The 270-nt window shown below is 67.8% G+C and carries 1 protein-coding gene; it reads left to right on the top strand.

Features of this window, described 5'->3' with window-relative positions; all coding sequences use genetic code 11:
* Positions 1–270 (top strand): CocE/NonD family hydrolase (locus ACPYOM_RS22605; protein WP_481347679.1); only part of this gene is annotated, 270 nt, incomplete at both ends.

Below are 270 nucleotides of genomic sequence, written 5' to 3' on the forward strand. Positions count from 1 at the left end.
GTCCAGGACCATGCGCGCAACACGCCGCTGCTGGACCTGTGGTCGGGCATGCCGAACCGCGGCGACGTTTCGCCGCTGACCGGCACGCCGTTCTGGGAGGAGGGCAGCATCGCCACGTATGGCGCCACGGTGCGCAAATCCGGTGTGCCGGTCTACATCCAGGCCGGCTGGCAGGACGGCTTCCGGGCCCAGGCGTTCATCACGCTGGCCAACCTGACGCAGCCGACGAAACTGATCGTCGGCGACTGGGGCCATTGCTACAGCAAGGAG

It is taken from the genome of Monashia sp. HAY1-2A (assembly GCF_056755315.1).